The sequence below is a fragment of the Coleofasciculus sp. FACHB-542 genome, assembly GCF_014695825.1.
Taxonomy (GTDB): domain Bacteria; phylum Cyanobacteriota; class Cyanobacteriia; order Cyanobacteriales; family FACHB-T130; genus FACHB-T130.
Genome location: NZ_JACJPB010000029.1, coordinates 1 through 25,139, shown reverse-complemented (window position 1 = coordinate 25,139; position 25,139 = coordinate 1). Strand labels below are relative to the sequence as shown.

General features: G+C 47.5%; 19 protein-coding genes and 1 pseudogene. 12 read left to right on the top strand and 8 right to left on the bottom strand.

All coding sequences use genetic code 11. From position 1 onward, the window contains the following. Positions 1–96: 96 nt before the first annotated feature. From H6F52_RS10040 to H6F52_RS25450, 5 genes are all read right to left on the bottom strand, one after another. Entirely contained in the window at positions 97–1,155 is a 1,059-nt protein-coding gene (locus tag H6F52_RS10040) for a DUF928 domain-containing protein (RefSeq protein ID WP_190534223.1), read from the bottom strand. Positions 1,156–1,187: 32 nt separating this feature from the next. Continuing rightward, positions 1,188–3,449, bottom strand: coding sequence for a CHASE2 domain-containing protein (locus H6F52_RS10035; protein ID WP_242033900.1), 2,262 nt, complete (start codon positions 3,447–3,449; stop codon positions 1,188–1,190). A 221-nt stretch (positions 3,450–3,670) separates the two neighbouring features. Continuing rightward, positions 3,671–4,666 carry a DUF1822 family protein gene (locus tag H6F52_RS10030; RefSeq protein WP_190434976.1) on the bottom strand — a complete coding sequence of 332 codons (996 nt, stop codon included), beginning with the start codon at positions 4,664–4,666 and terminating at the stop codon, positions 3,671–3,673. Between the two features lie 23 nt (positions 4,667–4,689). Beyond that, positions 4,690–5,340 (bottom strand): sigma-70 family RNA polymerase sigma factor, encoded by a 651-nt coding sequence (locus tag H6F52_RS10025; protein WP_190426806.1) that lies wholly within the window; start codon positions 5,338–5,340, stop codon positions 4,690–4,692. Between the two features lie 524 nt (positions 5,341–5,864). Beyond that, the gene (locus H6F52_RS25450; RefSeq protein ID WP_190529744.1) at positions 5,865–6,014 is read right to left on the bottom strand and encodes a hypothetical protein; all 150 of its coding nucleotides are present in this window, start codon (positions 6,012–6,014) and stop codon (positions 5,865–5,867) included. A gap of 43 nt (positions 6,015–6,057) precedes the next feature. On the opposite strand from H6F52_RS25450, the gene H6F52_RS10020 reads away from it, so the two are divergent. From H6F52_RS10020 to H6F52_RS09970, 12 genes are all read left to right on the top strand, one after another. Continuing rightward, on the top strand, positions 6,058–6,759 hold the full coding sequence (locus H6F52_RS10020) for a calcium-binding protein (RefSeq protein ID WP_190411048.1): 702 nt from the start codon (positions 6,058–6,060) through the stop codon (positions 6,757–6,759). Positions 6,760–7,192: 433 nt separating this feature from the next. Then, positions 7,193–7,942: a calcium-binding protein gene (locus tag H6F52_RS10015; RefSeq protein WP_190411049.1), complete on the top strand. Its 750-nt coding sequence runs from the start codon at positions 7,193–7,195 to the stop codon at positions 7,940–7,942. A 334-nt stretch (positions 7,943–8,276) separates the two neighbouring features. Beyond that, positions 8,277–8,516: a hypothetical protein gene (locus H6F52_RS25445; RefSeq protein WP_190411057.1), complete on the top strand. Its 240-nt coding sequence runs from the start codon at positions 8,277–8,279 to the stop codon at positions 8,514–8,516. A 677-nt stretch (positions 8,517–9,193) separates the two neighbouring features. After that, positions 9,194–10,237 carry a calcium-binding protein gene (locus H6F52_RS10010; protein ID WP_190534217.1) on the top strand — a complete coding sequence of 348 codons (1,044 nt, stop codon included), beginning with the start codon at positions 9,194–9,196 and terminating at the stop codon, positions 10,235–10,237. 122 nt (positions 10,238–10,359) lie between these two features. Beyond that, positions 10,360–13,071 carry an S-layer family protein gene (locus H6F52_RS10005; RefSeq protein WP_190534215.1) on the top strand — a complete coding sequence of 904 codons (2,712 nt, stop codon included), beginning with the start codon at positions 10,360–10,362 and terminating at the stop codon, positions 13,069–13,071. A 142-nt stretch (positions 13,072–13,213) separates the two neighbouring features. Further along, entirely contained in the window at positions 13,214–13,999 is a 786-nt protein-coding gene (locus tag H6F52_RS10000) for a peptidylprolyl isomerase (RefSeq protein ID WP_190410174.1), read from the top strand. A gap of 284 nt (positions 14,000–14,283) precedes the next feature. Further along, complete coding sequence (locus H6F52_RS09995; RefSeq protein ID WP_190534213.1) at positions 14,284–17,253, top strand: peptidase domain-containing ABC transporter; 2,970 nt, start codon at positions 14,284–14,286, stop codon at positions 17,251–17,253. A 177-nt stretch (positions 17,254–17,430) separates the two neighbouring features. Further along, positions 17,431–18,987 carry an HlyD family efflux transporter periplasmic adaptor subunit gene (locus tag H6F52_RS09990; protein ID WP_190534211.1) on the top strand — a complete coding sequence of 519 codons (1,557 nt, stop codon included), beginning with the start codon at positions 17,431–17,433 and terminating at the stop codon, positions 18,985–18,987. A 127-nt stretch (positions 18,988–19,114) separates the two neighbouring features. After that, entirely contained in the window at positions 19,115–19,783 is a 669-nt protein-coding gene (locus H6F52_RS09985) for a glutathione S-transferase family protein (RefSeq protein WP_190534209.1), read from the top strand. A 215-nt stretch (positions 19,784–19,998) separates the two neighbouring features. Continuing rightward, positions 19,999–20,826, top strand: coding sequence for a type I methionyl aminopeptidase (gene map, locus H6F52_RS09980; RefSeq protein WP_190534207.1), 828 nt, complete (start codon positions 19,999–20,001; stop codon positions 20,824–20,826). Positions 20,827–21,004: 178 nt separating this feature from the next. After that, positions 21,005–21,643 (top strand): Uma2 family endonuclease, encoded by a 639-nt coding sequence (locus tag H6F52_RS09975; protein WP_190534205.1) that lies wholly within the window; start codon positions 21,005–21,007, stop codon positions 21,641–21,643. Between the two features lie 104 nt (positions 21,644–21,747). Next, complete coding sequence (locus H6F52_RS09970) at positions 21,748–23,151, top strand: amidase (protein ID WP_190534202.1); 1,404 nt, start codon at positions 21,748–21,750, stop codon at positions 23,149–23,151. A 99-nt stretch (positions 23,152–23,250) separates the two neighbouring features. On the opposite strand, the gene H6F52_RS09965 is transcribed toward H6F52_RS09970, so the two are convergent. From H6F52_RS09965 to H6F52_RS25440, 3 genes and pseudogenes are all read right to left on the bottom strand, one after another. Next, positions 23,251–24,003 (bottom strand): SDR family oxidoreductase, encoded by a 753-nt coding sequence (locus H6F52_RS09965; RefSeq protein WP_190534200.1) that lies wholly within the window; start codon positions 24,001–24,003, stop codon positions 23,251–23,253. Between the two features lie 112 nt (positions 24,004–24,115). After that, complete coding sequence (locus H6F52_RS09960) at positions 24,116–24,727, bottom strand: DsbA family oxidoreductase (protein WP_190534199.1); 612 nt, start codon at positions 24,725–24,727, stop codon at positions 24,116–24,118. 316 nt (positions 24,728–25,043) lie between these two features. Then, a pseudogene (locus H6F52_RS25440) lies at positions 25,044–25,139 on the bottom strand (IS5/IS1182 family transposase); the annotation flags it as partial.

Below are 25,139 nucleotides of genomic sequence, written 5' to 3'. Positions count from 1 at the left end.
TTGAGGAGTGCGATCGCTTCGATGTCAAATCCGGTGAATTACCGCATAATCCGCGATCGCCTGCCAAAGCCTTGAGGCCAAATTAGACTTGTTTGTTTACTGTTGTTGAGCGGTGCAGCAATCAATTACAGGTTCTTGAGCGATCGCTTCCAAGCCACCAGAGTTTAATAAACTTACCCAATCATTCGTGAGGGCAGCATCTTTTGGATTCGTACTCCGGAGTTCAGCAAGAGCAGTGAGGGCATCATGCCAGATTCCTTGTTTGGCATAAAGAACCACACGTTCCCGTGGGGTTGCTTTCTGTAACTGACTCATCAAAGTGGCAGAAGGTGCAATCCGTTGAACTGACCCTTCAACCAAGGGTGGAGCATCCGGATCGCAATCAATCATGAAAAACCAACGGTACATCTTGCCAACTTTTAGCGGCGCTATTGTAGCAGGAAGACTCACTTTGACTACACCAGGCTGCTTTTGGGATGCGATGAACTTGGTTTGATAGACATTGTTACCCTGGTCATCCTGTAGGATGAATTCCACAGCCAGGTCGGGTGTGAGCGCATAAGGAATGTAATACCAAAAGGTAGGAGCCTCAGAAGCCGTTAATGCCCATACGGACTCAAAGGTTTTTAAGGGTGAGTTCCCAGATTGTCCTTCATTCAAACTTGTCTGAGTCGCAGGCACCAAGGCAGTCAGAGGCTCCTCGCCGATCGCGGCTGGACACGTACCACGGCTAGCCCCTCCTCGCTGTCGTCCAGCAGGGGCGCTGCGGTCTGCTGGCGGTGGGGGTGCCTTGAACAGAAGGGTGCCGGGGCTACGGCTAGCGCCTCCTTGCCGTCGTCCAGTGGGGGCGCTACGGTCTGCTGGTGGTGGTGGCGCGTTGGACTGTACGGTTAAGACTTCTGCGAAAGCAGGTTTTACGGGGATTTGCGTCAAACTGCCGATAAAAGCAACTAGGAAGAGGGCAGGCCATTTGCCACCGCTTGTATTAGGAGACCTCTCCCCCAACCCCTCTCCTGCAAGGCGAGGGGAGTTCGGCTCCCCGTTCCCTGGTAGGAAAGGCTCATGGGGGCTTAAGTTTTTCAGGTGCAAGATATAAGGTTTGGCACGCTGGGCGATCGCTCTGGCAAGGATTATCTGTTTAAAAGGGAACTTCATATAGCTAGTCGAAGGAATTTTAAGGTGAGTGACTATCGTCTAGCTCGAAAGGTTGCATACACGGCTACGCTGGTGCTGCTCGCTACCAAGGCTAGCGCTGGTGGAACCAAAGGCACCCAACAACCGCTTTGGATTAACAGTGCCAAGCATAAACCATACAACAAGATTTGTGCGGCGGCGATCGCTATCCCTAAGTGGACCGGGGACTTCAGATAGCAGACGAACAACCCTCCCAGTAAAGACCAGCCCCAAATCCAAAAAACTTCGCCCCACTGAGGCCACACCCATAATAGCGATCGCCCATCTTTCACTGCACTAATCATTTGACTCACCATTTGCGCTTGCACAAATACTCCCGGCATTTGCTTTTCAGCCCACTGACCTTGACTGTAGGGTGTGAGCCAATAGTCATGAAAACTGTTAGCGCTCGTGCCGATCAAAACAATCCGATCCTTGATGGAATTGGGATCGATCTGACCGTTGAGAACTTCTCTGAGGGTCACTCGATCCGCAATATTTTCCGGGGAGCGGTGGGAGCGATAATTCAGCAGCACTTGATGACCCCAGGCATCGGTTCCTTGGTAGCCACCTGTAAAACTCTCCAAAGGCTTAAAAACCACCTTACCCAGTTGCAAGAACCCCTCTGAATTAATTGTCGGTACAATGCCTTCTGCCGCTAAATAACGGAATGCTAATTGGGCGCTGAAGGCGTAGTAAGCCGTACAGGGAGAGGCGGGGTCTGGTTTCAGCGATAACAGATGGCGACGAACCACTCCATCGGAATCGACCATGAAATCACTAAACCCTAAACGTTCTGTTGGGATTTCTGGCGGTGGTGGAATCCCCGGTTCCTCCGCCTGCGGATCGCTGACTTTGCAAATACCAATTAAGCGATCGCTTTGGCGTAACCGATTGGCTAAATCTTTCTGACTGGGTAATGCTGGAAAATCTCGATAAATATCTAAGCCAATCGCTCGCGGTTTATACTGCTCTAGTTTCTGCAACAGTTGATTGAGTGCCGGATCTGACAACGACCCACGCCTCTGTTCTGGATTCTGAGCTTGAACATCTGCTTCAGTAATGGTAATCACCAAAAGGCGCGGATCTGGCTTTTCATCGGGTCGCCTGGTCAGTATTTGGTCAAAAGCTTTTAGTTCTATTGATTGCAGCATTCCCTGATGCCGCACCCCCGCAATCAATGATGCGATCGCTACGCTGGCAAGCAACGCTACCCGCAGTCGTCCCCGCCAGGTTTGAGCTTGAGTCTGGGAGGTTCGGGAGGGGGATGGTAGTGGGGAATCGAGAATCGGGAATTCTTCTTTCCTTTTTCCAACAATTCCTTGCCAAGTCGGTGGCAACACAGCCGGATTTTGGCAAACGATTGGCAACCAAGTCGCGCAAGGAAATTTAGCTTCTAGTCCTTGCAATCTTTCCCGTGCTTCCCGTACTGCTAAATAAAACGACTCACCACGAGCAAAGGCTTCGAGAAAAGACTTCAAAAATTCTTGTGCAACCTTATCCGGTACGGGTTCCCGCATCACAATAATTTGCGGAATATGTAAAGAAGCCAAATCTTTTGCCAAACCTAACCCATCGCAAGAGTTAAAAATCGCGATTTTTAACCCGCGTTCAACCGCTTTTTTTAATCCATATTTAAGTTCTTCTATTGATAAGCTTTCTGTTTGATTAATATAAATTTGTCCTGTTCCGCCATTTTTCTGGCTAGAACTATGACCCGCAAAAAATAAAATATCCCAGCCTTGTTTCCAAAGCTGTTCGGTTAATTCTTCCCGTTGTGGTTCTACCAGAAATCTGATTTCTGCGTTGGGTAATTGCTCTAATAAAATCCGATCGGCTTGGGTATTAATTCCCGTACTATTCCCCAAAATTGCTAAAATTCTCACCTTTTCGATAGGCGATGAGAGTTGTTCTACACGTTCGTAGACTGGAGCGCTTAAAGCAATTTCGGCTTTTGGGTAGCGATCGCATAATTCCCAAAGATGCCAAGGTAATTTCCGTAGCTGAACGTCTTCGGTTTGGATAATGAACCGAATTTCATCGGCAGGAACTAATTGTTCTAAGAGTTTTTCTCGAATTGCCCGAAACGGCTCCGAATTCAGCCAGACATTTAAGCGATCGCGCAATACATTGGCTGCCAAACTACAGTCATCAATCTTGGCAACATTAGTCGGTTGACTAATTTTTGCTTCTAGTCTGTAGGGCACTCCCAAACGACGATAAGCGGTTGTCCAGATGGTGTAGTGTTGGGGAATTTCTGGAGCGGGAGGTAACATTCCAACGCTTTCTATCGAAGGGCGTTCACCATCGTTCCCAATTTGTAATGAGACTGGGAAACCTTCTTCAAAAGAACCACTCCATAGTTTTATAACAACTAATTTAACCATTTTGACGGTAGGACGATTAGTTTTCAGCAATTAAATGTAAGGGTTGTTTCCAGATAACTGGAAAAATTGCTCTTGGATTACAAGAGGTGTCTCAAGTTTACAAATAATCGCTAAATAACAAAGTCTTCTTGAATGCTGGCATTCCCCAAAGCGACTCTAACGCTAAACTGTTCTCCAGAATTGCCACTAAACTCTAATTGAATGTAATCATCTGCATCTCTTGACTCAGCTTCTAGAAAATTAGAGCCAGATTCATCAAGGACAATCAATTGGAGAGAAGGGGGTAGATAAGCTTGATTACCCCTAGGATGCACCTGAAGAAGAATATTCGTTTTCTCCTCAGATTCTGGATTGATTTCAACAACTAAAGCGACAGAAAGGTCGGCAATCTCTACCCCTAAGTCTATCAATTTTGCTTTGCGAACGGCAGCTTCTGGCTGTTCCAAACTGGGAGCAAGTACATCGCCTCTAAAACTAAAAGCTAGATTTGATTCAGGCGGAGTTAGCAAGGTTTCAACGGTTTGCCAACCGGCTTCAAAAACATTGTTGAACCACTGGCTCAAGTTGGCTTGGGTTCTGCGGAAGGCAGGGGCGAGAGACGATGCAGCCGCTGTAATCGGATGCATTAATTCCTGCAAGCGATCGAGTAAATCTTCAGGCGATCGCAATTGACCGATCGACAACTCTGAGGTAGTAACGCTGGGGGTAAATCCCAACACACTTGCCTGTCGCATCGATTCATCGATTTGAACCATCACATAGCCAATTCGATCTGACCAAACTTCGGGGGGAATGTGGCAGATTTGTTCGGTGCTTCTCAACGGACGACATTCTAAGCGACCAAGTCCCCGCACTTCTAGGTCAGCTACATCAGAACATAAGCGCACGATGGGATTCCAGCTATCACTGGCTGCAAGATTGGTGGGAATCCCCATCATCTGCAAGTAATCATTGACCACACAGACAGATAGGGTATTCAACAGAACTTGCTCTGCTTTGTGCGGCGTCGGCTGCTGAGTGGCAAACTGCTGTGCTATTGTGCGTGCGGCTTGGGTAATCGGTAACGGTAGGGCAAAATCTTCTAGTTCGTGGGGGTTAAAAGTCATTGTTGGGAGGCTCCGTTCTTTATTTATAGATATCCCTCCGATTCACCAAATTTACGCAAGCGAGGGATACATTGGCGCTGATAAAAACTGCTCAATGTGGAAATGGGGAGGTTAAATTCCGCTGAAAGCTCTTTCCAACCAGCTTCTGGGGGTAAGCGTCGCAAGATTAACGCTTGAGCATTCACTTCGGGACGACCGGCAATGTGCGTGCGGCGCAACTCACCTTGAGAATCGGCTTCCACCCACTTTATGATGTCGTCCAACAAGGGGGGAACATCCGGAGTGGCTTCCAGACTATCCACCGGGTCAGTCGTTTCACCGATATCGCCCGACTTTGACCTTTTGGCTTGACCTGTAACGGTTCTCGATTCTTGTTTTTTACCGTCAATATAGAAATCTTGAAGCCGCCGTTTCAGGTAGGTATTCAGCCAGGTGATGACACTGCTGCGATTCGGGTCATAAGCTTCGCCAGTATTTCCTTCACAGATGTTTTGACAGAAATACACCCAGGTCTGTTGCAGTGCATCTTCATAGTAAGGCGTATATTCTTTCCAAAGCTTGTGTGCGATTAAGCGGATCACCCTAGTTAAGTTTTTCTGGCGCTGGGCACTTCCATGCGGGTGCATACAGGCTTCTTTCACCAGATAGCGAAGCTTTGACTCTAGTCCATCCATAATTTGCGATCGCCCCTTCGGTTGATACAGCGCCAATTTTGTCTGGAAGCGTATCTATTTAAGATAACTTTCCCCTTGATGTCTACTCCATACAGTTAGAGATTACGGATTCTCGATAGCTGATGAATCAGGATTCCGGCAGGTGGCAAGGAAGAACTAGGCGCGTAATTATGCGTTCTTCAAGGATAGCGATCGCTCTGGTTGAAAGTAAATAGCCCAACTGTCGCACGATTCAGTGACACTCATTTGAGCGATCCAAGATATGTTTCAACGTCAAAAGCAATTGTTAACACCGCTTTGAACAACATTTATCTACAGTGCCAAAGCTGAAAAGCCTATGTAGGAAGGGTTTTCATTTCCTCTCTCCCCACTGAGCTGAGGCACAACCACCCATATTTGCCAATTTTATGTAAACGTTTGTAACGACCTGCATAATTGGCTCTACTCAGGCTGACAAGTGCATAGAGGTCAACGAAATGCAACGGGGAGATTAACTAACCCAACTTCTGGTTTCCCACGCATCATCACCAGCCTCCAGTCAACAGAGCAACGAGCGATGTCCGAAAGCTCTCTAGAAGTGCAACGGCGAACAATAACACTTCTTGAACATACAAACCTTTCGGACATCCGCCACCACCAATCAACCGATTCAAGCGATTGATTGATTCCAACACACCAAACAACACCAATTCTCATCCTTACTAAAGAGCAAAGATTATGGCGATTATCAACGGCACCATTTACAACGACACACTCAACGGCACCGCTTACAATGATTCCATTTACGCCAAAGACGGGAACGATACAGTTTATGGCGGAAGTGGCAATGACTACATTGATGGCTGGTATGGCAACGACAACCTCTATGGTCAAGATGGCAATGACACCATCCTCGGCTACTACGGCGATGACTACATCAATGGCGGCTACGGCAACGACAGTCTCTATGGCGAAGTAGGCAACGACCACATGGATGGCTGGTATGGGGATGACTACCTATCCGGTGGTGCAGGCAACGACACGATGCTGGGCTACTATGGCAACGACAGCCTGTATGGCGGCACTGGCAGTGACAAACTCTATGGCGAAGCCGGTAAGGACTACCTGAATGGTTATGGCGGCACGGTTGGTGAATACGATACCTTGAGTGGTGGCAGCGAAGGTGACACCTTCGTTCTGGGTACCGCTAGTAGTGTCTCCTACCTGGGTGGTGGCTACGCAACCATCACTGACTTCAAGTGGAATGAGGGCGACAAGATTCAGGTCAAGGGCAGCTACACTGACTACACCCTGAGTAAGAGCTATGACTTCGGAGGCACCACGGCGCTGGATACAGCAATCTATAAGGGCAATGACTTAATTGCGGTGGTTCAGGATACGACCAATGTTTACGCTTCTGCTGACTTTGTCAGCGTTTAGGTTGACACATCGGGATAACTTGACTCGATAACTTCAGCTCCCCTCAGAGACATGAATCTCTGGGGGGCTTTTTTCTTTTCTGTTTACGCGATCGCTACCCTTACTTAAACTGTATGGTTGCACAATTTCATGTAAACGTTTGTAACAACTTGCATAACTAGCATTACTCAGGCTGACAAGTGCATAGAGGTAAACAAAATGCACTAGGGAAAAAACAAAGTAAATTCTGGTTTTCCTAACAGCATCAACCGCCTCCAGTCGATAGAGCAACCAGCGAGCTCCAAAAGCTCTCTAGAAGTGCAACGGCGAACAATAACATTTCCTGAGAATACAAACCTTTTGGACATCACTGACCACCAATCAACCGATTCAAGCGATTGATTCCAACACCCCGACCAACACCAATCCTAAGCAATCCTAAAGAGCAAAGATTATGGCGATTATTAACGGCACCGCTTACAACGACAACAACACCTACAACGGCCCCGGCTATCCTTTCAACTACCACAGTCAGATCATCGGCACTGCCTACGACGATTCTATCTATGCTGGAGCCGGTGACGATATTGTGAAAGCTGGCGCAGGCAATGACTACGTAGATGGTTGGACTGGCAACGACAGCCTCTATGGTGAAGATGGTAATGACACTATCCTCGGCTATGACGGCGATGACTACATCAATGGCGGCTACGGCAACGACAGCCTCTATGGCGAAGTAGGCAACGACCACATGGATGGCTGGTATGGGGATGACTACCTATCCGGTGGTGCAGGCAACGACACGATGCTGGGCTACTATGGCAACGACAGCCTGTATGGCGGCACTGGCAGTGACAAACTCTATGGCGAAGCCGGTAAGGACTACCTGAATGGTTATGGCGGCACGGTTGGTGAATACGATACCTTGAGTGGTGGCAGCGAGGGTGACACCTTCGTGCTAGGTACCGCTTACGGTGGCGTCTCCTACCTGGGTGGTGGCTACGCAACCATCACTGACTTCAAGTGGAATGAGGGCGACAAGATTCAGGTCAAGGGCAGCTACACTGACTACACCCTGAGTAAGAGCTATGACTTCGGAGGCACCACGGCGCTGGATACGGCAATCTATAAGGGCAATGACTTGATTGCGGTGGTTCAGGATACGACCAATGTTTACGCTTCTGCTGACTTTGTCAGCGTTTAGGTTGACACATCGGGATAACTTGACTCGATAACTTCAGCTCCCCCAGAGATTCATGTCTCTGAGGGGCTTTTTTTTCTGCTGAGGCAATGACTACCCCTAGCTGAACAATATGAAAGGGACATCAAATGACCCTAAAGAGGGCGGGATTGCACAGGTAAAGTGCCCAAATATATTGCTGTACCTGCCGATTAGCAGAATCATTGTAAACGTTTGTAAAGCTTTGCAAAACTACTGCACCTGTATCTGACAAGTCTATAGCGGTTCATCTAGAACCCAATCTTATTGAGACCGCAACCAGGGTACAAACCTCGATCTTCCCGGAAGGTATAAACCAATGAAGGCGCAGTGGAAAAGAGTATTCGTTAAAACAACAGTTTGGCTAGTTACTGAGATCATCCTGAACCTCTTGGGACTCGATAACCTAGCTGATTACAACGAATTTATTCTTGAGCAAAAGAAAATAATGGCAATGAACCATTTATTTGCGCCAACTCTCACTAATAAACTTTGCCTCTATTGGCTTGATTGTGACTCTGCGTTCCAGATGCCACTGGGCTTAGCACCTAAATTCTAAGGAACCTAAAGACAATAGAAGTTAAGAATATTAGGCAATTCTACATTTTGAGAGTAAATTTTGGGTTAACGAGTGCCATTGATTTATAGAAATTATACTACCAATCTAAAGGTAGAGCGGTTGGTCAATTGCAGGCAAAATTCAGTTGTAAAAATAAGCTAAGAAGGTATCAATAGCTAAAATAAATGCTTTATATTGTTAGTAATTAGGGTAGAGTAATTTTAAAGGATTTTGAGCTGTTATGCTTTCGATTTCTAATGCTTTGCATCGCCTAATGACTGGCGCGTCCTTGACGGTTCGTTAAAAAATATCTGACCAATCAAATCGGGTTGCTATAGAAAGGAATCGGTGATTTCCCGTGATTGATTGCACTTTGCTCAATGTTTGGTTTTTTTGGAGACAGGGTAGCTTTGGCTTGATGCCTAAATTTTAGTTTTACGAGAGAGTAGCTGTCCCTCTAATTTATCCATGTTAAGGGAAGGCTGAAATGATGGTACGAATAAACCCGTTTTATTGAGGTTTCCTCAAGCTGCTGCGATAAAAATCAGTTCACTGAGTTTTTGATGCGATCGCGTTTCTTGTCTTTACAGCAATCTTCAAAATTTTTTGCTCTCGGCAAACAGCTGCTCTGAATCAAAACTTACTTTCATATCTACCTGTTCTGGAGGGATGAAGTTATGGAATTTGAAGATGCGATCGTTGACGAACAAGAAGGTACAGGGATTCCTATATTTCTAGCTACCGAAGGCAGCGGTGACTACGATCTTCCAGGAGGACAAGGTAACTTCAACGAGTGGGAACAGAACTTTGACGAACCCTGGTTTGCTAAGGCTGATGTCAAGTTTGTGGACGGGCAAGCGTCTATTCCCCTGCAAATTTTTAACGATAATGTCGTTGATGGAAATGACACTCTAGTATGGACCATTAAGGACTCAGCTCCTTTTGGGTTTACGCAGGAGACCTATACATTCAAGGAAAACGATGCCAACAATCCGAACAACGGCGTTGTTCCAATTCAGTTAAGCCTCAACTCGAATATTAAAACTGCCGTGATTACCATCGAAGATGCTAACAGTATTGTTACTCCCATCTTCGGTAATGCCGCCAACAACTCTCTATATGGCGATCAGGGGGATGACGTTGTTTATGCGAAAGCCGGGAAAGACTACGTCAATGGCTGGAACGGCAACGATAGCCTTTACGGTGAAGCCGGGAAGGACACGCTACTGGGTGGTTTTGGCAACGACTATCTGAATGGGGGCTACGGTAAAGACAAGCTGTACGGCGAAGCGGGAAATGATATTTTAGATGGTTTAAATGGGAATGACAGCCTTTATGGGGATGCTGGCGATGACCTTCTGATGGGCTGGTCTGGTAACGATTGGCTATCTGGCGGCGACGGGAATGATGTCCTCAAGGGTCAGGTTGGCAAGGACACTCTCGGCGGCGGTTTTGGCAATGACCGGCTGACGGGTGGTGAGGGGGCGGATAAATTTGTCTTTAATTCTCCGGGGGAGGGAATTGATAACATCCTGGACTTCAATTCCCTAGAGGGGGATAAGATTCAGATTTCTGCTAGTGGTTTCGGCATTGGGAAAGGTCAATCCGATAAGTTCAGCTACGACAGCAGCACAGGTGCTTTGTTCTTTGAGCAGACACAGTTGGCGTCTGTGCAAATCGATTCGGGTTTTGTCCTTGCCTCAGACATGATTATTGTTTAAATATCGTGCGTGCAAAATGGCACGCTATTCTGGGAAGCGATCGCCTTTTTCATCCTGACAGACGTCTGGATACGTTTTTACTCAGGTAAATGGTTGAATCCGACCCAGTTACGGGTTTGTGTATGAAACTGCGTTCTCTGTCATATTGGCTTTTTGGCAGTCTTTCCGGGTTCTGTCTGGTGACAACCAGCCCCATGCAGGCGCAAATTGTCGAGGATTCAACCCTACCCCAACCCTCCATCGTTACTCAAAGTGGCAACAGCAGAATAATTACCGGAGGTACGCAAGCTAACTCCAACTTGTTCCACAGCTTTGAGGAATTTTCGATTCCTACTAACGGCAGTGCTTACTTTAACAATGCTGCCAATATTCAAAACATTATCAGCCGCGTCACGGGTTTCTCGGAGTCTAAGATTGACGGCTTGATTCGAGCCAACGGGACAGCCAACCTATTTCTAATTAACCCCAATGGGATTACTTTCGGCTCAAATGCGGCGCTGAAGATTGGCGGATCTTTTTTGGCGAGTACGGCGACTAGCCTCAGCTTGGCTGATGGAACTTCGTTCAGCGCCACGAATCCCCAAACGACACCGCTGCTGACTCTCAGCGTACCGATTGGTTTGCAATTTGGAAAACCGGCAGCCAGCATTCAAGTGCAGGGGGCTAAGCTGCAAGTGCCGTCTGGGAAAACCTTGGGGCTAGTGGGTGGTAACTTGACGCTCGTGGGAGGAAGATTACAGGCGGCGGGGGGACGGATTGAATTAGGCAGCGTCGCTGGAGCAATCACACCCGCTTCCCCCGTACAAGTTAACCTCACCCCAACTGCCCAAGGCTATGCTCTGGGGTATCCGAATATCCAGAACTTCCAAGACATCCAGTCCCAGCAAACGACGGTAACGACCAGCGGGAATGGGGGAGGCGATATTCGCGTCCAAGGTAGGCGGATCGCGCTTACAGAGGGTTCTCAGATGCTGGCGAATACCTTGGGTTCAGCACCTGGAGGGACTTTAGCGGTCACTGGCTCGGAGTGGGTGGACATTAGTGGCAGTTCGCCTAGTGGCGATCGCAGTGGTTTATTTGCCAGGGTTAATTCAAAAACAGCCACCGGATCTGGGGGAAATCTGACCGTTGAAACCGGAAAATTCATTGTCCGGGATGGGGCGCAAGTCTCCACTTCTACTTTCGGTCAAGGGCAGGGCGGGAATTTAACGGTGCGGGCGACCGATTCGGTAGAAGTCAGTGGCAGATCGAGCGATCGCGAAATTGGAAGTGGATTGCGGGCTACAGTCCAAGGGGGAGCTACCGGATCTGGGGGAAATTTAACCGTTGAAACTGGACAATTGATTGTCCGAGATGGAGCCGAAGTAACAACTTCTACTTTTGGGCAAGGGAAAGCCGGAGATTTGACCGTAAAAGCGACCCAAGTTCAAGCGATGGGTTATGGTTTCGACGAAAACAATACGCTCAGGCAAAGCAGTTTGCGTGCCCAAGTAGAACAAAACGCCACCGGAACTGGAGGAAATTTAACCATAGAGAGCGATCGCTTGAGCGTTCAAAATGGGGCACAAGTTGCAGTGACGACGCTTAGCAAGTTTAGCCAAGCCAAGGCTGGCACTTTGACCGTTCGAGCTTCAGACGTGGAACTGGGAGGGGTTGCTATTTCCGAAGACGGTCAATTGCTGACAAATCACCTCGGTTTGCCTTTTCCGAGCGGCTTATTTTCCGGCAGTGGTATCGGTTCCCAGGCAGATGGAGGAGCCTTAAGCGTTGAGACTGAACGATTGCGCGTCCGCGATGGAGCCGTCATCCAGACTTCTACTTTAGGTGCAGGGGATGCGGGAAATTTAACCGTTCAAGCTTCCGAGTTTGTGGAATTAGCGGGTACTGCTAAAGGCAGTCAGTTTCCCAGTAGCTTGCTTGCTGTTTCTGGAGGAATTCCCGGCTTTCCAGGTGTTTTTGACGCCACAGGTCGCGGGGGAAGTCTGAGAGTTAATACTGGCAAGTTGACGATCCGGGATGGGGCAGCTGTAGCCGCAAGCAGTTTTAATCCAGCGAACGATGCCAAAGGTGCTGGCAATCTTGAGCTGACTGCTCAAAGCCTGAGTTTAGATAACCAGGCAACGATTACAGCAGCAACTGCATCCGGTAATGGGGGAAATATGGTGCTAGTGCAGGATTTGTTACTGCTGCGCCACAACAGTAGAATCTCAAGTACCGCTGGCATTGCAGGTGCGGGTGGCAATGGTGGCAACATCACGATTAACAGCTCATTCATCGTCGCCGTCCCTGGGGAAAATAGCGACATTACTGCCAATGCTTTTACTGGCAATGGGGGGAATATTCAAATTACGACTCAAGGCATCTTTGGAATTCAGTTTCGGGAAGACGAAACTCTCCTAAGTGACATCACCGCCAGTTCTGAGTTTGGGGTGAACGGTGTGGTGGAAATCAATACGCCGGATGTTGACCCCAGTCGCGGTGTAGTCGCTTTACCGACGGACTTGGTGGATGCCTCTGGACTGATTGCATCAAGTTGTGGAACCACGGTCGGGCAACAAAAAAGCGAATTGGTCGTTACCGGACGCGGTGGAATTCCACCCAATCCCGGCGAAACCCTCAGCAGCAACCTCGTTTGGAGCGATTTGCGCCTGATAGCTCAGCAAGCCGGGAATCTTCCGAATCCTGCGGTTGTTCCCAGCCATCCGGCTACCGGGCAGACTACCGAGCAGTTGATAGAAGCGCAAGGATGGGTGAAGAATACCTTTGGCGAGGTTGTTCTCACCGCGCGATCGCCCACAGGGATGCCTCACGCCACTTCCTGCGCTGGCTCCTAGAAAGGGGTACAAGTAAAGTTTTGTAACGTATTGCATAATTCCTGATTTTTCGGCTGATACATCCTTAGAGATTTGCAGATTTTGTCAGAGCAATCGCGCTCAAAATATCAGTCGCAAACCAGAAATTCAAAGGGACTCAGGTATGACTACAGCTTTACAAATCGGTAATCGCACCCTCACAGCTGAGGAAATCATTCCCCTACTGGCTAGCTACCAAATGTTTCCTCAATTGCTGCGTGAGAGCATTATTGATAGCGCGATCGCTCCTTTTAACTGTACGCCTGAAGAAATTGCTCATGCCTGCGGGAATTTCTACCAGCAAAATCAACTGACTTCTGAAGCCGAACAGCAAGCTTGGCTAGAGCGCTACGGGATGAGCCAAGAGCATTTAGAAGCCTTGACAACCCGGAAGTTAAGAATTGAAAAATTTAAACAAGCGACTTGGGGGAACAAACTAGAATCTTATTTTCTCAAGCGCAAAGGTCAATTGGATCAAGCCATTTATTCGTTGATTCGGACGAAAGATCCAGGCATTGCCCAAGAACTTTATTTCCGCCTTTCCGAACAAGAGCAGTCTTTTAGCGAACTGGCAGCTGAGTATTCCCAAGGGCCTGAAGCACAAACGGGTGGAACCATCGGCCCGGTAGAGATCGGAACTCTCCACCCGCATCTGGCGAGACTGCTATCGGTTAGTCAAAAGAATCAACTTTGGTCGCCCAGACCTTTAGGTGAATGGATGGTCATTGTGCGCCTAGAAAAGTTAGTTCCCGCCCAATTAAATGAATTCATGCGTCAACGATTGCTGCGAGAACTTTTTGAATCGTGGGTGCAAGAGCAAATCGGGAACCTACCCGAAGCAGACAAAATTTGGCTGGGAGCTGCAACAAATCGTAAAGTTGAACCAAGCGGTCAACTGGCAGCAGCGTAAACGAGCGATCGCTAAGTAGAGCATCGCTCTATTTAGGTGTTAAAAACAACTTCAAGAATACGCATTTTTCTTGCATTGAACTATTCTGATAAACTACAGAAGAGTGGTGCTAAACCTGTCAAAATGATTCAAACGGATCTGAGGCATCACTTATTAAAATATTCTGTTTTTTTCAGCAAAAGCATCGGTTTTAACTGTAATAGATTGTAAATATTTGAATAAGGAGGACGGCGTTCTTTCCCATCAAGTTACAGCTTGGATGGAGGGTGCAGCCGTAAGACGGGATGACCCACACGACAATTAGTATCAAAGAAATTCTCGCTGGTATATCTCCGTTTAATCAACTGCCATCCGTCGTCTTAGAAAAAGTGGCAGCAAAATTTCAATTTTTACGCTACCGCATGGGACAAGCAATGTTTGTGCGGGAAACAATGCCAGCGCAAATTGCCATTATCTATCAAGGGCAAGCCCGCCTTTTAGGTTATGACCCCCGGAGCCAAGCACCTGTCACCCTGAAATTATTAGAACCCGGCGAAATTCTCGGATGGGTTAGCTTAATTCGGGGAACGGCTTGCGAGACAGCGATCGCTTCGACAGAAACCATTTGTTTAATCCTCCCAGACGCCGATTTTTTAGCTTTATTAAACCAGGAACGCTCATTTGCGGCTGCTTTTGAAAACCGTTGTTCTTTGATTGAAGTCTTCGATCTGATTGGGGAAGAATTGGCGCGTCAAGCTGACGGGACAACCAATCTCAAGGAACTGGCTTTAAAAGCGGTTTCAGACGCAACGATCCTCAACTTACCGCCCGGAAAAACTCCCCTGAGCAAGATAGATCCCGACTGGGTATGGCTGGTGAGTGGCGGAACTGTCGCTGATTTCTCTGTCGGAAGCCGCTTGATACCGAGTACACCCGGAAATTTACACGTAGAAGGCGGGAGAGGGGTTCGTTTATTAGGCTTGCAGAAGTCCATCCTGTTTCCCTCGGAATCGAAAGGCGCGATCGCATTGGCATCAGCTTCCCTTGCCCCTACAACCGACTGGGAAGCGATTCCCTACGCGCCGGAACAGCCTCCCGCCCGTGAAACGGCGACGCCCTTTAAGCAGGAGAAACACCCCTACATTTACGGGAGAGGTCGTTTGGATGCAACATTAGCTTGCTTCCAAATGCTGTCTCAGTACTTAGGGATACCTTTCCGACGGGATGTCATCAAGAGAGTCTTAGTCAATCACCTCAAGCACACCGAGAACTTATCTCTGCAATTTTGCGGTGCGGTGGCTGAGTTAACGGGGTTAAATACGCAATTAATTAAAGTGCCTGCGGCTGCGGTGTGTCGCTTGCAAGCTCCCGCCATGATTAGCTGGCAAGATAGTTTTGCGATTCTTTACAAAATTAGCGATCGCGAGTTAGTGCTGGCGGTGCCAGAAGTTGGCATCTTACGCAAAAAACCCGCCCAATTTATGGAAGCGTGGGGGCCAGAAGGGGAAGTTCTGCTGCTCCGACCCACAAAAGAAGCTTCTAAAGAGCGGTTTAGCCTGCGTTGGTTTTTACCTTCTATCTATCGCTACCGCAAGGTTTTAATAGAAGTTTTAATTGCTTCCATTTTTGTACAAATCTTTGGTTTAGTAAATCCTCTGATGACTCAGGTGATTATTGACAAAGTTCTTGTACAAAATAGTATCGATACTTTATCTGTTTTAGGCATTTTCTTAGTAGTCGTCGCTGCTGTCGAAGCAGTTCTGACCAGTTTACGCACGCATTTATTTGTTGATACCACCAACCGGATGGACTTGGCTTTAGGCTCAGAGGTCATCAGTCACCTTTTACGCCTGCCCTTGTCCTATTTTGAACGGCGACCTGTTGGGGAACTCGCTACTCGCGTTAATGAGCTAGAAAATATTCGCTCCTTCCTGACTGGAACCGCCTTAACAGTAGTGTTAGATGCCATTTTTTCAGTCATCTACATTGCGGTGATGTTGATTTACAGCGGAGTGCTAACGCTAGTCGCATTAGCGACAGTACCACTGTTTGCTTTGCTAACACTTGGAGTGTCACCGATTATCCGGCAGCAGTCGCGGGTGAAAGCAGAGCGCAACGCCGAAACTCACTCTTATTTAGTGGAAGTTCTGTCAGGAATCCAAACAGTTAAAGCGCAAAATTTGGAACTGCGATCGCGCTGGCAATGGCAAGAGCGTTATGGTCGTTATATCAGTGCTGGATTTAAAACAGTTTCAACCTCTACGACTGCCAGTTCAATTAGCAGTTTCCTAAATAAACTCTCCAGTTTGTTAGTGTTATGGGCTGGAGCTTATTTAGTCCTAAAAGGAGAATTAACATTAGGACAATTAATCGCTTTCCGCATCCTTTCCGGTTATGTAACAAGTCCGTTATTGCGATTAGTACAATTGTGGCAAAACTTTCAAGAAACCGCTTTATCTCTTGAGCGATTGGGCGATGTTCTCGACGCCAATCTCGAAGCAGATGAAACCGATCGCCACAACATTCTCATGCCAGCCATTCAAGGAAGCGTGAAGTTTGAAAATGTTTCTTTCAGCTTCAATCCTAGCGGCGCTCTTCAGCTAAGTAATATTAATCTGGACTTTCCAGCAGGGCTATTTATCGGCATCGTAGGACAAAGCGGATCGGGTAAAAGTACGTTGACAAAACTTTTACCCAGACTCTATGAGCCAAGATCGGGCCGGATTATCATTGATGACTACGATATTAGTAAAGTAGAACTTTATTCCCTGCGGCGTCAGATTGGAATGGTGCTTCAAGATACTCTCTTGTTTGATGGGACGGTGCAGGAAAATATCGCGCTAACCAATCCAGATGCTAGCGATGAGGAAATCATTGAAGCCGCCAAGGTAGCATTTGCCCATGACTTTATCATGGCTTTGCCGAACGGTTACAACACTCGCGTTGGAGAACGAGGTTCTGCCTTATCCGGGGGACAAAGACAGCGAATTGCGATCGCGCGTACCGTTTTACAAAATCCTCAGTTACTGATTTTAGACGAAGCCACCAGCGCTTTAGACTACAACGCAGAGCGACAAGTGTGTTTAAATCTCGCCTCGACGTTCCGCGATCGCACTGTATTTTTTATTACCCATCGTTTAACTACAATTAGAAATGCCAGTCTGATTTTGATGATGGATCAAGGTGCAGTCGTTGAACAGGGAACTCATGATGAATTAATGGCTCTCAGAGGTCGCTACTACTGTCTGTATCAACAACAAGAAGCGCAACTATAGAAATCCGAATGGGAATTGCTAATGGCTAATTGCTAATGGGTAGCTAATAACTCCCCTCTCCCTCTCTCACCCTCTATTATTTAGTACGCAAACACAGCACCGCTTCGCTAACACTCTTCAGTCCTCAACTCTCAGTCCTCAGTCCTCAGCCCTCAGTCCTAAAAACTATTGTCAGCTATGCTTCAACAAAATGGAAAACAATCTAACCAGCATCTATCTTTAGTACCTAAAACAGTTCCAAGTCCTAATCCTAATCAGGAAGTAACGCCACCCGCCTCTACCTCAAACAACTTCGATCAAGCTGTTATTCTGCAACAATCCCCGACTTGGTCTCGCGCGATCGTTTGGGGAATCATGGGAATGACAACTTTTGTGATAGTTTGGGCTTCTGTATTCCAAATTGAAGAAGCCATCCCTGCGACTGGCAAACTGGAACCTCAAGGTGCTGTTAAGGAAGTTCAAGCTCCAATAGCAGGGGTAGTGAAAGAAATTTATGTCAAGGATGGACAACGAGTAAAAAAAGGAGATAAACTGCTGAGTTTAGACTCAGAAACAGCTCAGGCTCAGTTAACTTCTCTGAATAAAATTCAGACGGCATTAAAGCAAGAAAATCAGTTTTATCGATCGCAAATAAAAGGCGCAGGTTTCCCCGCTGCAATAGATGGAGAGACTGCTCAACTAAAACTACCATTAGAGTTAGTCTCTCTGACTAAAGTGCGCTCCTCTTTAGCCTCAGAAAATCAACTGTATCGCGCTCAACTAAGAGGTTCTGCCAAAGGAACAAGTCTTAGCTTAGATCAACAGCAACGTTTTCAATCGAGTATAGCAGAACTAAATTCTCGCGTTGCGACTGCTAGGTTGGAAGCTGAGCAATTGGAAAAACAGCTAAGTCAAACTCAGGTAGAGATAGCGAGTTCCAAAGACTTATTAGAGGTGAATCAGGGAATTCTCGACGATATAGAACCGATCATGAAGCAAGGAGCAGTTTCCCGCGTGCAATACCTGAAGCAGAAGCAGGATGTACGTACTCGCCAAGCGGAGGTGGATCAACTGACTCAGGAACAGAAGCGGTTACAGCTAGCGATCGCGCAAGCGAATGAAAAGCTGCAAAATACCATCGCTTTGACTAAACAAGATTTGCAAACCAAAATTGCTGAGAATGAAAAACGTTTGGCAGAAATTGACGATCAGCTAAACAAGGCAATTGTAGAAAACAACAAGCGCCTTGCAGAAATCGACAGCCAAATGAGCCAAGCAGAACAAAATTTAAAATACCAAGAAATCAAAGCTCCGGTAGATGGAACTATCTTTGAGCTAAAACCTCATGGACCAGGTTTTGTTACCAATTCTACCGAACCCGTTTTAAAAATTGTTCCAAGTGACAGCCTAGTTGCTAAAGTTTTTATCACCAATAAAGATATTGGCTTTGTGAAAGAAGGGATGGAAGCAGATATCAGAATTGACTCTTTTCCATTTCGGGAATTTGGCGATACGAAAGGTCGTTTAACCTGGATTGGATCGGATGCTCTACCACCCGAACAAATTCGCCCGTATTATACGTTTCCTGCCAAAGTTAGCTTAGATAATCAGTCTCTTTTAATTAAAGGTCGAGAAGTCCCGCTGCAATCAGGGATGTCGGTAAGTGTCAACCTGAAGGTACGTAAACGCACAATCATGAGCATTTTCACTGATTTATTTATGGATAAAGTTGAAGGCTTAAAGACGGTTCGCTAGGGTTTCTTAGCAGAAAGATGGAATAGGGAGAGGGAAGTTTGGAAAAAGTTGCATAGGACGCGATCGCGCTCGTTGCCAGACCAGGGAGCGGAGTATCCTGGGAAATAAGTTCTGGAGAGGTATCCTCATGCTGAAGCTTTATCACACTCCCCTTTCCGCTAACTCAAGGCGCGTATGGGTGGCGCTACTGGAGAAAGAAATTCCCTTTGAGCTGGTATCGCTGAATATGGATGGCGATCAATTTCACCCAGAATTTCTAGCGATGAATCCCTTCCACCACATTCCAGTTTTAGTGGATGATGGCTTTAACGTTATAGAATCCTTAGCCATCCTTGACTATCTAGAGGCAAAATATCCCACGCCTGCCTTACTACCTACGGATGCCAAGGCGCTAGCAACCGTGCGGATGGTGGAAATGGTGACTGTCAACGAACTGTTGCCTGCCATAAACCCATTCGCCAATCAAATGATGGGCTTGGATGCAGACGCACAGCAGTTGGAGCAGTCAAAGCAGAAAATTCTGACAGTGCTGAACTTTTTTGAGAGTCTACTGGGCGACGATCGATACTTTGCAGGTAGCTCTAGTCTCACCCTCGCTGAGATTGTCGCCGGAACGATGGTGCCGTTGTTGCCTATGCTAGGCGTATCGCTGGATAACCATCCCAAACTGAGTGCCTGGTGTGAGAACTTGGTGCAACGTCCTGCATGGCAAAAAACCCAGCCCACTCAGGAGGCAATTGAAGCCTTTAAGCCTCGATTCAAAGAGTTGATGGCAGCACGGCAGAACCAGTCTTAATACCAGTTAGTAGGTGTAATCGCGAACTGATTCAGATGCGAGAACAACCGTGGAGCCTCCCGCCCTAGGAATGGTTTCAACAAAGTTAACTTAAGATAATAAATACCTGACAAATTAACAGGGAGAGTGCTTCCTCAGTCGTCAATCACCCCAGAAGCAGGCGGGAGGAGCGATCGCTTTACCCTGTTGACATCCCACCACTCGCCATCTGTCAAATGAACATCCTGAACAATCTGCTTTTCCAACCCCCTCAACCTCCCCGCGAGAAAAAACAACGTCGTGGCGTTGAAATTAAGTCACAGCGTGAAATTGAAATCATGCGACAGGCGGCGAAGATTGTGGCAACCGTGCTGAAAGAAATTCAAGAGATGGTGCAGCCCGGTATGACAACGGCGGATTTAGACGCTTATGCCGAAAAGCGCATCCGCGAAATGGGGGCAACACCCAGTTTTAAGGGATATCACGGCTTTCCCGCTTCCATTTGCTCCAGCATCAACAACGAAGTCGTACATGGCATTCCCAACGCCAAAAAAGTCATTCGGACTGGCGATGTGTTGAAAGTTGATACAGGTGCTTATTTCCAGGGCTATCACGGTGATTCCTGCATCACTATCGCCGTTGGTGAAGTGACACCAGAAGCGGCTAAGTTAATCCGCGTGGCAGAAGAAGCACTCTTTAAAGGAATTGAACAAGTTAAAGCTGGAGCCTACCTGCTCGACCTTGCTGGTGCCATTCAAGACCATGTGCTAAGCAATGGTTTTAGTATTGTGGAAGACTTCACCGGACACGGTGTTGGGCGGAATTTGCACGAAGAACCGTCAGTTTTTAATTTCCGCACCCGCGAGATGCCAAATGTCAAGCTTCGGGCTGGAATGACTTTGGCAATTGAGCCAATTTTAAATGCTGGTTCAAAGTTTACCCGCATCTTATCCGACAAGTGGACGGCAGTGACGGTGGATAATGCCCTGTCAGCTCAGTTTGAGCATACCGTACTGGTGACGGAAGATGGATATGAGATTTTGACCGACCGCTCGAAAGTTTAACGCATCGTTACATTGATTGACCCGCAGCATAAAATGCTGGGAGTATACAAACAAAGCTCGCCTATGCGGGCTTTGTTTATTTTTATAGAATAAGTTGATAAAGCGATCGCATCTTGATACAAATTCTATTCTCATCTCTAAAATTTGAAATTTAAAATAGCTATGAGCAGGTGGCAATATGTACCAAACAGCGCAAGAATTAGAAGCACAAATGCCAGATGCTACAAAACTTTTGAGCGATGAACCAGAAATGGAAAGTTCTTTGCACTACAAGCAACTAGCTTTATTGGTGAGTTGCTTAGAATGGTTTTGGCGCAAGCGGAATGATTTTTTTATTGGCGCTAATCTGACAGTTTATTTTAGTCGGCAACAACTGCGAAATCGAGACTTTAGAGGACCAGATTTTTTCCTAGTGAAAAACACGGAAAAAAAAGAGCGTCTCTCTTGGGTAGTGTGGGAAGAAGAAGGCAAATATCCCGATTTAATTATCGAATTACTGTCAAATACGACTGCTAGCATTGACCGAAATCTCAAAAAAGAGTTGTATCAAAACCGCTTTCGCACGCCAGAATACTTTTGGTTCGATCCCGAAAGTTTAGAGTTAGCAGGATTCCGGCTGGTAGGAGAACAATATCAAGCGATCGTGCCCAACCCTCAAGGCTGGCTGTGGAGTGAGGTTCTAGATTTGTATTTGGGTATAGAAGCCGGAAAATTGCGCTACTTTATCCCAGAAGGTTCTCTAGTTCTTACCCCAGAAGAGGCAGCAGAACGACTAGCAGAACAACTGCGATCGCTTGGTATCGAACCCGATACTTAAGCGAAAAAGCGATCGCGTGAAACAATGTTTATTGGCAAGCTAGGATTTTATTGCCTAGACGCGCTCAGGCGTTCAAGATTAAGTAGCGATCGCCCAAAGTCCCCATGAATCAAACTGATTTAGCTTTTACTCCAGCGATAGAACAGGCGCGGCTCATCCGCAGCAAACAAGTATCACCGTCAGAGTTGGTAGAAGTTTACCTGGAACGCATTCAGAGACTGGATTCCCAACTGGGGAGTTATTTTACCGTCATGGCAGATATGGCGCTTGCCGATGCCCAGGCGAAGACGGAAGCATTGGCAGGCAACACAGAAGAATTTCCGCCCTTTTTTGGAGTACCCATTTCAATTAAAGACCTCAACCCCGTTGCTGGTGTTCGCTGTACCTACGGAACAGCCGCGCTGATGGACAAAATTGCCGCTTATGATGATGCGGTGGTGACGCGGATTAAGCTGGCGGGGTTTACGATTCTCGGTAAGACAGCGACTTCTGAACTGGGTTCTTTCCCTTATACAGAACCTCCGGCGTTTCCACCCGCCCGGAATCCCTGGAATCTCGACTATACACCAGGGGGATCGAGTGGGGGCGCAGCGGCGGCTACGGCGGCGGGGTTGTGTGCGATCGCTCAAGGTTCTGATGGGGGCGGTTCGGTGCGCGGTCCCGCTGCTTGTTGTGGTTTAGTCGGCATTAAACCCTCCAGGGGTCGGGTGTCTTATGCACCCGTGGGCGATCATCTAAATGGCATTGCAACCAATGGCTGCTTGGCGCGTAACGTTGCCGATGCTGCCGCCCTTCTGGATGTCATGTCTGGTTATGTCGCGGGCGATCCCTACTGGTTGCCCGACCCAGGAACGACTTTTCTTGCCGCAACTGCCCAAAAATTGGGGTCTTTGCGGATTGCTTTTTCTACAACAATTCCCCCGATAGGCGAAGCCGATTCGGCATCTGGGCAAGCCGTCCAAAAAACTGTGCAATTGCTAGAAGAAATGGGTCATACCGTTGAACCCGGTTGTCCAGACTTTACCGATTTGATCAAACCTTTTTCCAAAGTTTGGCAAGCTGGTGTGGCGGCGACGGGGATTCCCGGCGACTACTTGGAACCGATGAATCGCTGGATGCTAGAGAAATCCGGTTCTGCGGGTGAATATCTGCAAGCGGTTGCTCAGATGCAAATTATGGCGCGGCGCATTGTTGCCTTTTTTGACAACTATGACGTTTTGGTAGTGCCCATTTATATGCATCAGCCAATTCGGGTTGGGGAGTGGGCGCACCTGAATCCGGAGGAAAGATTGCAGAAAATCATTCAGTGGATCGCTCCGTGTCCCCCATTCAATGCCACCGGACAGCCTGCAATCGCACTTCCGACTGGTTTTGACGCCAACGGGTTGCCAATCGGCGTGCAGTTGGTGGGACGCCCCGCTGACGAAACCACGTTGATTGCCCTCGCCGCACAACTAGAAGCTGCAAAACTTTGGAGCGATCGCCGTCCTGACTTTGCCGCGCAATAAAAGCGATATCTGTTTCTCGTTCCCCGGTTCAGCTGGGGAACGAGGCTAATTAGCCCCAAGACAGTTTATGCTTTGGGATTATCCTACTGGTTAAATTCGTTAGAGTTCCTGAATACGCGGACGAATCAACAACTCACCGATATTGACGTGTTCAGGTTGGCTTACCACGTAAAGAATCGCGTTGGCAATATCTTCCGCTTGTAGAATATCCGCACCCGGAGCATAAAAACCGCCTTGCCCGGTCACAGCTTCTTTCGTTGCCTCATGCTTAATTGAATCGGCAAGTTCAGTCGCTACTGCTCCTGGTTCAATGTCTGTCACCCGCACGCCATATTCAATTGCCTCTTGGCGCAAACTATCAGAGATGGCGCGCACCGCAAATTTGGTTCCGCAATAGACAGCCGCCCCTTTAAAGGCAAAGCGTCCAGCCACCGATCCAAGATTCACAATATGACCGTGCTTGCGCTTAGCCATGCCGGGAAGGACAGCATGAATGGTGTAGAGGAGTCCCTTCAAGTTCACATCAATCATCCGCTCCCACTCATCCACACGCCCTTCCAGCATCGGTGCCAGAGGCATTAAACCAGCGTTATTGATCAGGATGTCCACGCCACCCATTGTTTCCAGTTCCTCCCCAAGCTGTGCCACAGCTTCCCGATTCGTTACGTCCAACGGTTTGATCATCGCCTGACCGCCTGCACGTTCAATTTCCTGGGAAAGCTGTTCGAGTTGCTCGGTGCGACGTGCCGACAAAACGACTTTCGCTCCGTTCTGAGCCAATATTTTGGCGGTCGCTGCGCCGATGCCGCTACTAGCACCAGTAATCCAAGCTCGTCCTGAAAGGATTGCCATATTTTATGTCCTGTAATGATTAGAGTCGTACTTTACCCATCCCGATGGGGATGAATTTGTCGGTTAGGGAATTCACGCCAATGGTTAGAAAAATGGGCAGTTTAGGCGATCGCTATTTTTGACTAAGATTGCCCTCCAATGCCTGATTAATAGATCGTTCCAAGCTTTCTTGACTTAACAAACCCGGCAAAATGCGATCGCCAATAATAAACGTCGGGACTGAGGTAATACCGACTTCTTTGCGAGTCTGTTCTAATGCCTGCTGATGAGCTGTTTTATACTTTCGAGTTTCCAAGGATTCTCTAAACTCTTTTTCATCCAGCCCAATTTCTCCCGCTAACTGCGTCAAAATCTCGATATTGCCAATATCCCGATCTTCTTGAAAAAACGCTCGGAGAAGACGGTCATTGTATTCGTTAGCTTTACCATGTTCTCTAGCGTACTGATAACCCTCGAACGCTAGATGTGTATGTGGTTGTGGCGAGATAGTTGGTAGCTTGATCTCAACACCCATTTTTCTTGCTAGCGGATAGACTGACTGCTTCCACACCGTTTGAAGATAATCGTCTTCCGGTTTCAGCGTCGCCTGTGGTGATGGTCGAAGCTCAAAGGGTAGCCACTCAACTTCAACGTCCTTTCCCTGAATGGCTGCTTCTAGGGGGAATTCGGCTAGAAAACAGTATGGACAAACGTAGTCGGAGAAAACTTTTATTTTCAGAGTCATGGCATATTCCTCTCAACAAACGATGACGCAGGGGGATTAACTGCCAATCGTGGTGGTTCAAGCGCTAAAAGAGCGATCGCGCCTTGACTTTCGAGGTACTGGACAAGTATCAATAATTGCTAGGTGCTAGCTGGAAGCGAACCGAACTAGGGTTAGCCATGTCTGCGCCTTCAACTCAAGCCCAAGCAATCCATTCGTTTTTCCAATCTTCAATAATGTCTGCATCCCATTCAATATCCCCCTCAAATCCTACTGGCGCTATTTCTGCCTACCTTCCATCTGAGGTATCAGTTGCAGAATAGACCTCCTGCATGAATCAGGAGGCATGTGCCAGTTCGTAGTTCAGCAAGCCAGCAATTAGGTTTAAGCGCAAACCAAATCTCTGCCTGCGATTGCGATAACGTCCTGAAAA

Excerpts from the sequence above, each read along its gene's own strand:
- H6F52_RS10040 (WP_190534223.1), bottom strand. The coding sequence starts at position 1,155 with ATGAAGTTCCCTTTTAAACAGATAATCCTTGCCAGAGCGATCGCCCAG.
- H6F52_RS09990 (WP_190534211.1), top strand. The coding sequence starts at position 17,431 with ATGCTTCAACAAAATGGAAAACAATCTAACCAGCATCTATCTTTAGTA.
- H6F52_RS10030 (WP_190434976.1), bottom strand. The coding sequence starts at position 4,666 with ATGACTTTTAACCCCCACGAACTAGAAGATTTTGCCCTACCGTTACCG.
- H6F52_RS10000 (WP_190410174.1), top strand. The coding sequence starts at position 13,214 with ATGACTACAGCTTTACAAATCGGTAATCGCACCCTCACAGCTGAGGAA.
- H6F52_RS10005 (WP_190534215.1), top strand. The coding sequence starts at position 10,360 with ATGAAACTGCGTTCTCTGTCATATTGGCTTTTTGGCAGTCTTTCCGGG.
- H6F52_RS09985 (WP_190534209.1), top strand. The coding sequence starts at position 19,115 with ATGCTGAAGCTTTATCACACTCCCCTTTCCGCTAACTCAAGGCGCGTA.
- H6F52_RS09995 (WP_190534213.1), top strand. The coding sequence starts at position 14,284 with ATGACCCACACGACAATTAGTATCAAAGAAATTCTCGCTGGTATATCT.
- H6F52_RS10015 (WP_190411049.1), top strand. The coding sequence starts at position 7,193 with ATGGCGATTATTAACGGCACCGCTTACAACGACAACAACACCTACAAC.
- H6F52_RS09970 (WP_190534202.1), top strand. The coding sequence starts at position 21,748 with ATGAATCAAACTGATTTAGCTTTTACTCCAGCGATAGAACAGGCGCGG.
- H6F52_RS09960 (WP_190534199.1), bottom strand. The coding sequence starts at position 24,727 with ATGACTCTGAAAATAAAAGTTTTCTCCGACTACGTTTGTCCATACTGT.
- H6F52_RS10025 (WP_190426806.1), bottom strand. The coding sequence starts at position 5,340 with ATGGATGGACTAGAGTCAAAGCTTCGCTATCTGGTGAAAGAAGCCTGT.
- H6F52_RS09975 (WP_190534205.1), top strand. The coding sequence starts at position 21,005 with ATGTACCAAACAGCGCAAGAATTAGAAGCACAAATGCCAGATGCTACA.
- H6F52_RS10020 (WP_190411048.1), top strand. The coding sequence starts at position 6,058 with ATGGCGATTATCAACGGCACCATTTACAACGACACACTCAACGGCACC.
- map (WP_190534207.1), top strand. The coding sequence starts at position 19,999 with ATGAACATCCTGAACAATCTGCTTTTCCAACCCCCTCAACCTCCCCGC.
- H6F52_RS25445 (WP_190411057.1), top strand. The coding sequence starts at position 8,277 with ATGAAGGCGCAGTGGAAAAGAGTATTCGTTAAAACAACAGTTTGGCTA.
- H6F52_RS10035 (WP_242033900.1), bottom strand. The coding sequence starts at position 3,449 with ATGTTACCTCCCGCTCCAGAAATTCCCCAACACTACACCATCTGGACA.
- H6F52_RS10010 (WP_190534217.1), top strand. The coding sequence starts at position 9,194 with ATGGAATTTGAAGATGCGATCGTTGACGAACAAGAAGGTACAGGGATT.
- H6F52_RS09965 (WP_190534200.1), bottom strand. The coding sequence starts at position 24,003 with ATGGCAATCCTTTCAGGACGAGCTTGGATTACTGGTGCTAGTAGCGGC.